The 6784-nt window shown below is 68.3% G+C and carries 6 protein-coding genes; 1 reads left to right on the top strand and 5 read right to left on the bottom strand.

From position 1 onward, the window contains the following. Positions 1-189: 189 nt before the first annotated feature. Together ACYVG8_RS14820 and ACYVG8_RS14815 are read right to left on the bottom strand one after the other, a co-directional pair. Positions 190-1299 carry a YbdK family carboxylate-amine ligase gene (locus ACYVG8_RS14820; protein WP_028499502.1) on the bottom strand — a complete coding sequence of 370 codons (1110 nt, stop codon included), beginning with the start codon at positions 1297-1299 and terminating at the stop codon, positions 190-192. Further along, positions 1296-2504: a cation:proton antiporter gene (locus ACYVG8_RS14815; protein WP_281660907.1), complete on the bottom strand. Its 1209-nt coding sequence runs from the start codon at positions 2502-2504 to the stop codon at positions 1296-1298. The genes ACYVG8_RS14820 and ACYVG8_RS14815 overlap by 4 nt, the downstream gene beginning before the upstream one ends. A 430-nt stretch (positions 2505-2934) precedes the next feature. Between ACYVG8_RS14815 and speB the strand changes: the two genes are divergently transcribed. Then, positions 2935-3897 carry an agmatinase gene (speB, locus tag ACYVG8_RS14810; protein ID WP_028499500.1) on the top strand — a complete coding sequence of 321 codons (963 nt, stop codon included), beginning with the start codon at positions 2935-2937 and terminating at the stop codon, positions 3895-3897. A 16-nt stretch (positions 3898-3913) separates the two neighbouring features. On the opposite strand, the gene ACYVG8_RS14805 is transcribed toward speB, so the two are convergent. From ACYVG8_RS14805 to cbiB, 3 genes are read right to left on the bottom strand one after another with little or no spacing between them, the layout of a single operon-like run. After that, a complete protein-coding gene (locus ACYVG8_RS14805; protein WP_028499499.1) occupies positions 3914-4657 on the bottom strand; it encodes an adenosylcobinamide-GDP ribazoletransferase in 744 nt (247 codons plus the stop codon). Positions 4658-4664: 7 nt separating this feature from the next. Next, a complete protein-coding gene (gene cobD, locus ACYVG8_RS14800) occupies positions 4665-5711 on the bottom strand; it encodes a threonine-phosphate decarboxylase CobD (protein WP_112692832.1) in 1047 nt (348 codons plus the stop codon). Then, on the bottom strand, positions 5708-6667 hold the full coding sequence (gene cbiB, locus ACYVG8_RS14795; RefSeq protein ID WP_107889051.1) for an adenosylcobinamide-phosphate synthase CbiB: 960 nt from the start codon (positions 6665-6667) through the stop codon (positions 5708-5710). The genes cobD and cbiB overlap by 4 nt, the downstream gene beginning before the upstream one ends. Between the last annotated feature and the right edge of the window lie 117 nt (positions 6668-6784).

Here is a 6784-nt window from a genome sequence, read left to right as displayed (position 1 = left end):
TTTGCGCCGATGATAGTGTGGCACTTGCCCATGCGAAAGTAGGTCACCGCCAGGTCCTATACTGAAGCCCTCGTACCCTGTACGAGGGCTTCTTTCATTGGTGCGTGGCGATCATGCCGGATACGCGAAGAAGCCCCCGTGCCATGCACGGGGGCTTCTTCGCTTCTCAGGATAAATAGCCAATGCTGGCTAGCGGTTCTCCCATTGCGCCGACGCCAGCCGGGCCATGTGCGAGTACGACTCGGTTTCGGTGTACTGGCGGCGCAGCCAGTCCGCATCGCTGTCGCTGCGAATCACCCGCTGTGCCAGCGCATCGAGCTGCGGCTGCGTGCCCAGTTGCCCGGCCTGCGGCGCGAGCCGGGACAGCATGGTCAGGATCGAGGCACTCAGCGAGGCGACCTTGCCGTCGCTGCCGATGATCTCGCCCTGCAGGCCGAAGCGGCAGGCCTGGAAGCGGTTGTAGCTGTAGGTCAGGTAGACGTCGGCGCTCGGCGTGCTGTCGTCGGCCAGGAAAGCAGCCGCCAGCGTGCGCGCATAGGCACCCAGCTCAACCGCCCGTTCCAGCGACAGTGGCGTATCGCAGACCCGGATTTCCACCGTGCCGTATTCCGGCTTGGGCCGGACGTCCCAGTAGAAATCCTTCATCGAGCGCACGATGCCGTAACCGGCCATGCGCTCGAAATAGTCGTTGAACGACGACCAGTCGAGCACGAACGGCATCGAGCCGGACAGCGGAAAGGCATTGACCGCATTCAGACGCGACGAGGCGAAGGCGCTGTCACTGCCCTGCCAGTACGGCGAGGAGGCCGACAGCGCGATGAAATGCGGAATCACCGCTGCCAGCCGGTGTGTCAGCCGGCAGGCGGCATCGCCGTCCGGGCAGCCGATATGGATGTGCTGGCCGAATACCGTGAACTGCTTGGCCAGATAGCCGTACAGCTCGGATACCAGCTTGTAGCGCTCCTTCGGATAGATGCGCTGCTCGGCAAAGCGCGAAAACGGGTGGGTGCCACCGCCGGACAGGGCCAGGTTGAGCTTGTCGGCGGCACCCAGCAGTTGCTTGCGGATGGTTTTCAGCTCGTCGAGCATGGCATTGGCGTCGGTGTGGACGGCGCTGGCGATCTCGATCATGCCTTCAGTGATTTCCGGCTTGATGTCGCCGACCGGGCCCTGGCGCTCGATCAGCCGCATCATGTCGGCGGCACCCCGGGTCAGCGCGTAGTCGCGCCGGTTGAGGATCTGCAGTTCCAGCTCGATACCGAAAGTCAGTGGCGTCGATGGCGTGAATTCGAGTCTCATCGCGTGTTCTCCCCGTGTTCCTTGCAGACGCGCAGCGCCTGACGGATGACGATCGGCCCGAGCAGTTCGGACAGCAGCAGTATCGACAGCGAGATGGCTGCCAACTGGCTGGCCAGCACCGGGTTGAACTGGCCGACCATGCCGATGCCGATCAGCGGGGCGCCGGCGACCGGCCACAGCGTGGCGCCGATGGCGACGCCCTGCCGGTAGTCGACGCCATTGGGCCGGGCCAGCAGCACCATCATCGCTACCGGCACCGCCAGCCGGACCACCAGCACGACCACGGCCGGCAGCCAGGCCACGGCCAGCGCACGGGGTTCCAGCGCGGCACCGGCGAGGACAAACAGGGCGACATACAGCAGCCTGCCATAAGGCAGCAGATCCGGTTCGGCCAGGGCGAACTGGCGGTCCAGGCGGCGGGTGGCGCTGCCGAACACCAGCAGCGACACGGCGGCCGGCCAGCCGAGCCAGCTGCAGATGCCCATGGTGACGGTGACCAGGGCGACCAGAATCACTGGCTGGTAGCCGTCGAGCTTGCCAAGCCAGTCGGCCAGCCGGACCGCCAGCCAGGCGCTGAACAGACCAAGCAGCAGGGCGGCGACGCTGCGTGCAAGCAGGCTGAGCAGCGAGGCGGTCAGCGGCTGGCTGTGTGCCTGCCAGCCGGCCAGGGTCAGCCCCAGCGCCAGCCAGCCGAGCAGGTGGATCAGCGCGGTCTGGTTCAGCGCCCGCTCGCTGACCACGCCTTCGGCGCGCAGCTCGCGTATGGTCAGCAGCAGCGTCGCCGGCGAGACGGCCAGCGTCAGCGCGGCGATCAGCAGCGAGGTGGTCACGCTGAGGCCGACGGCGCCGAGTGCCACCGCCACGGCGGCGAACAGGGTCATGGCGATGGCCAGCGAGGTCATGGCCAGCCAGCGCTCGCGCAGCAACCAGCCGACGTCGAGCCGGCGCCCGAGCTGGAACAGGATCAGTGCCAGCCCGATTTCCACCAGCGGCTGCAGATCGGTCAGTTGCGCCTGGTTGACCAGACCGAGTGCGGCCGGGCCGAGAATGAAGCCGGTCAGGACCCAGGCCGACAGGATCGGCAGGCGCAGGGTACGGACAAACAGGCGGGCACCGATAATGCCTGCCGCCAGCAGGGCACCAAAGGTGGTCAGTATGTTGAACGAGGCCGGCAGGGCCGGCAGCAGTTCGGCGAGATGATTCATCGCAGGCCTCCTGGCGGCATGGCGCCGCGGTTGGTCGCGGTGGGACACGGGACGTCAGGCGCCGGTCTGGAAACCGGACCACGCGACAAGGAGGGGGACGCGTCGGCTGCCCGCTGCGGACAGGACGATTCCCCGGGCGGGAATGAACAACTGTGCTACAGGCTATGCGCTGTCGGACAACAGCGAAAGCAAATGGCGATTTATTTTTTCTATGAGCGGGCACCCTCCGGCGGCAGATATTTTCCTGTCATGGCCCGGTCCGCATGCCGCTTGTCCCGCCGGCCGGGGTCGGGCACACTTCCGCCGTTTTCCGCGCGGGGTGCGCGGCAGCCTTCACCCGTCGGCTGCGCAAGATGGACGGGAATCGCTGGCGAATCAGGGTCCTGCGTGACCCGGTGGCCGGCGTACTCTCTGGACCGGGAGTTACCGAATGACTGACATTCTTGGCGATGGCGCGATGCGCCGTCAGGGCCTGTACGGCTCGAATATCGAAAATACCTACGCAGGCGTGCTGTCGTTCATGCGCCGCAACTACACGCGCGACCTGCGCGGTGTCGACGTCGCCGTCAGCGGCGTGCCGCTGGATCTGGCGACCACTTTCCGTCCCGGCGCCCGCCTCGGGCCGGCGGCGGTGCGTGCCGCGTCGGTGCAACTGGCCGAACTGAAACCGTTCCCGTGGGGCTTCGACCCGTTCGATGACCTGGCGGTGATCGATTACGGCGACTGCTGGTTCGATGCGCACAATCCGCTGACGATCAAGAAAAGCATCGTCGACCATGCGCGCACCATTATCGACAGCGGCGCGAAGATGCTGACCTTTGGCGGCGACCATTACATCACCTACCCGCTGCTGACCGCACATGCGGAAAAATACGGCAAGCCGCTGTCGCTGATCCACTTCGATGCGCATTGCGATACCTGGCCGGACGATGAGCCGGACAGCCTGAATCACGGCACCATGTTCTACAAGGCGATCCGGGAAGGCCTGATCGACCCGGCGCGCTCGGTGCAGATCGGCATCCGCACCTGGAACGACGACTTCATGGGCATGCAGATGCTCGACGCGCCGACCGTGCATGAAATCGGCTGTGCCGAAGTGCTGCGCCGGATCAAGGCCATCGTCGGCGACAATCCGACCTATCTGACCTTCGACATCGACTGCCTGGACCCGGCCTTTGCACCGGGCACCGGCACGCCGGTTCCGGGCGGCCTGAGCAGTGCGCAGGCGCTGCAGATCATCCGCGGCATGGAAGACGTCAACCTGGTCGGCATGGACGTGGTTGAAGTGTCGCCGCCGTTCGACCAGAGCGAAATCACCGCCATTTCGGCGGCGCATATCGCCGTCGACCTGCTGTGCGTGCTGCGCAACCGCAAGCTGGCAGGCAAGCTGTAAGACCCCGGCTGCCGGACTAGACCAGGTCCGGCAGCCATTTCGCCACCAGCAACAGGGCCAGCAGCAGCCCGGATTCGCTGAGTTCGATGCCGGCACCGAGGCAGTCGCCGGTCACCCCGCCCAGCCGTGCCATCAGTGTGCGGCGCCAGGCCAGCCACAGCAGTGGCGCCACCAGCAGCGCCGGTGCAAACCAGGCCGACGCGGCCGCCAGCGCCGCGAATGACAGCCAGAAGCTGGGCCAGTGCGTGCACCAGCCGAATCGTTCCGCCTGCCCGCCGGCCGCCAGCTGCGGCATCGTCCCCGACCAGTACACCGCGCCGAGCCGGGCCCAGGCCGGCAGCAGCAGCCAGGCCAGCCACGGCGTGCCCGTCTGCACCAGCAGCATCACCAGCACCAGCTTGGTCGCCAGCTGCATGACCAGCGCGACCACGCCGAAACTGCCGACATGCGGATCTTTCAGCACGGCCAGGAAGCGTTCCGGTGAGCGGTGCGCGGCGCCGAGTCCGTCTGCCAGATCGGCCAGACCATCCAGATGCAGCGCGCCGGTGACCCAGGTCCAGACGCCGACCACCGCCAGTGCGGCCAGCCACGGGTCGATCAGCGCGCCGGCACCGGCTGCTGCCGCCAGCAGCAACCCGACCATCAGCCCGACCGTGGCGAACCAGCGTGCGGATTCCGTCAGCCAGGCCGGATCGAAAGTGGCCAGGCGCGGGGTCGGCAGGCGGGTCAGGAACTGTACGGCGAGAATCAGGCCACGCATCGGCGGGTCATCCTTGAGTCAGGGGAGCGGCACCGGCACCCGGCGTCGAAAAGGCATGCGCCAGCCCGGCATCCAGCCGCGCCCAGCTGGCGTCATCGGGCAGGCCGAAGCGCAGGCTGGGGCCATGGCCACCGAGGGCAGGGAAACAGCGCACCAGAATGCCCTGCTGCGCCAGCGCGTGGTACCGGGCGGGGGCGTCCGGATGCGGGCACCAGCAGAACAATGGCGTCGAGGCGACTTTCAGTCCGTGCTGTTCCAGCAGGGCGACGAGGCGCGATTGCTGGCGCTGCAGCCGGTCGCGCATTGCCTGTTGCCAGTCGGTATCGGCCAGCGCGGCCGCTACCACGGCACGGGCCGGACCGCTGACCGCCCAGGCGCCGAGTTCGGCTGCCAGCCGGTCGATCAGCGCGGGCTCGCCGAGCGCGAAGCCGGCGCGCAGCCCGGCCAGGCCGAAGAACTTGCCGACGGAACGGCAGACCAGCAAGCCCGGTGCGCCGGTATGGGCGGCAATGCTGTGCGCCGGCGAGGCGTCCATGAAAGCTTCATCGACCAGCAGCAGGCCGCCGTGTGCGGCCAGGGCCTCACGCCAGCGCAGCAGTGTCCCGGGCGCGACCCGCTCGGTGGTGGGGTTGTTCGGATTCACCACCAGCAGGACATCGAGCGTCGGCAGGGCTGCCTCGATGCCGTCGAGGTCGACCGGCACCACCTCGTGTCCGGCGCGGCGCCAGGCCGGCGCGTACTCGCTGTAGGTCAGCGGCGCGATGCCGATCCGGCCGGGCGGCAACAGCCGCGGCAGGGTGCGGATGGCGGCCTGACTGCCGGCGACGGCCAGCACGCGGGCTGCGGGCGGCGCGCCGTAGTAGTGGGCGGCGATGGCCGGCAGCGCGTCGTCGTCGTCGGGCAGCCGGCGCCAGACATCGACATCCAGCGGCGGCAGCGGGTAGCTGCACGGATTGATGCCGGTGGACAGGTCGAGCCAGTCGGCCAGTGGCCGGTCGAAGTGCCGCGCGGCTTCGCGCAGCCTGCCGCCATGCGGTGGGGGAGAGATCGTCATAGCAGGGAGGCCAGAGTGAGCGCGGGCAGGATGGCGCCGAACGCCAGCCAGGCCTGCTGGGTCCGTACCACCAGCCGCCAGGCTTCGGTAATGTGATGGTCGCCGGCGGTTTCGCCGCAGCCGAGCGGCGGGCGGTCTTCGATGTGTCCGTGGTAACGGGCCGGGCCGCCAAGACAGACGCCGAGACTGCCGGCGCCGGCCGCCATCACCGGGCCGGCGTTGGGGCTGTCCCAGTGCCGGGCCTGGGTTTTCCAGCAGGCGAATGCGTCGTGGCTGTGGCCGAGCAGGGCATAGCTGATGGCAGTCAGCCGGGCTGGCAGCCAGTTCAGCACATCGTCGGCACGGGCGGCCACCCGACCGAAATGCAGCAGGCGCGGTGTCCGGTAGCCCCACATGGCGTCCAGGGTATTGGCCAGCCGATAGGCCAGCGCGCCGGGGCCGCCGGCCACGGCGAACCAGAACAATGCGCCGAAGATGGCATCGTTGCCGTTCTCCAGCGTGGATTCGACCGCGGCGCGGGCGACGGCGGCCTCATCGGCATCGTCGAGATCACGCGATACGATGCGGGCGGTCAGCGCACGTGCGGCCGGCAGGTCGCCGGCGGCCAGGGCGGCGGCGATCGGGCGGACGTGGGCGCCGAGGCTTTGCGCGCCGAGGGTGAAATACAGCAGCAGGGCATGCACCAGCAGTGCCAGTGGCAGTGGCAGTGCCATGACGAGGGCCTGGGCGGCGACCGCCGGTGGCAGCACCAGCGCACACCAGCCGCACGCACCGAGCAGCAGCCGGGAACCGGGCCGGCCGTCGGGGCGGTTGAAGGTTCGTTCGAGCCAGCCGGCGAGGTGGCCGAAGCCGACCAGTGGATGGGCACGGCGCGGCTCGCCCAGCAGGTAGTCGAGCGCGACACCGGCGACGGCTGCGCTCCAGAGCCAGAATGCGTGAATGCCGATGGCGTGCATGGGGGCCATTCGATGCGCACGGCGGCGCCAGGAAACGGAGCGGTATTGTATAGGCTGCGCGTCACCGCCCCCAAACCGGGCACGCCATTCGTCAGCCGGACGCCGGCGCCATGGTGG

The sequence above is a fragment of the Microvirgula curvata genome (assembly GCF_054781615.1).
This window is presented reverse-complemented; position numbering and strand designations above follow the sequence as displayed.

Excerpts from the sequence above, each read along its gene's own strand:
- ACYVG8_RS14820 (WP_028499502.1), bottom strand. The coding sequence starts at position 1,299 with ATGAGACTCGAATTCACGCCATCGACGCCACTGACTTTCGGTATCGAG.
- ACYVG8_RS14815 (WP_281660907.1), bottom strand. The coding sequence starts at position 2,504 with ATGAATCATCTCGCCGAACTGCTGCCGGCCCTGCCGGCCTCGTTCAAC.
- speB (WP_028499500.1), top strand. The coding sequence starts at position 2,935 with ATGACTGACATTCTTGGCGATGGCGCGATGCGCCGTCAGGGCCTGTAC.
- ACYVG8_RS14805 (WP_028499499.1), bottom strand. The coding sequence starts at position 4,657 with ATGCGTGGCCTGATTCTCGCCGTACAGTTCCTGACCCGCCTGCCGACC.
- cobD (WP_112692832.1), bottom strand. The coding sequence starts at position 5,711 with ATGACGATCTCTCCCCCACCGCATGGCGGCAGGCTGCGCGAAGCCGCG.
- cbiB (WP_107889051.1), bottom strand. The coding sequence starts at position 6,667 with ATGCACGCCATCGGCATTCACGCATTCTGGCTCTGGAGCGCAGCCGTC.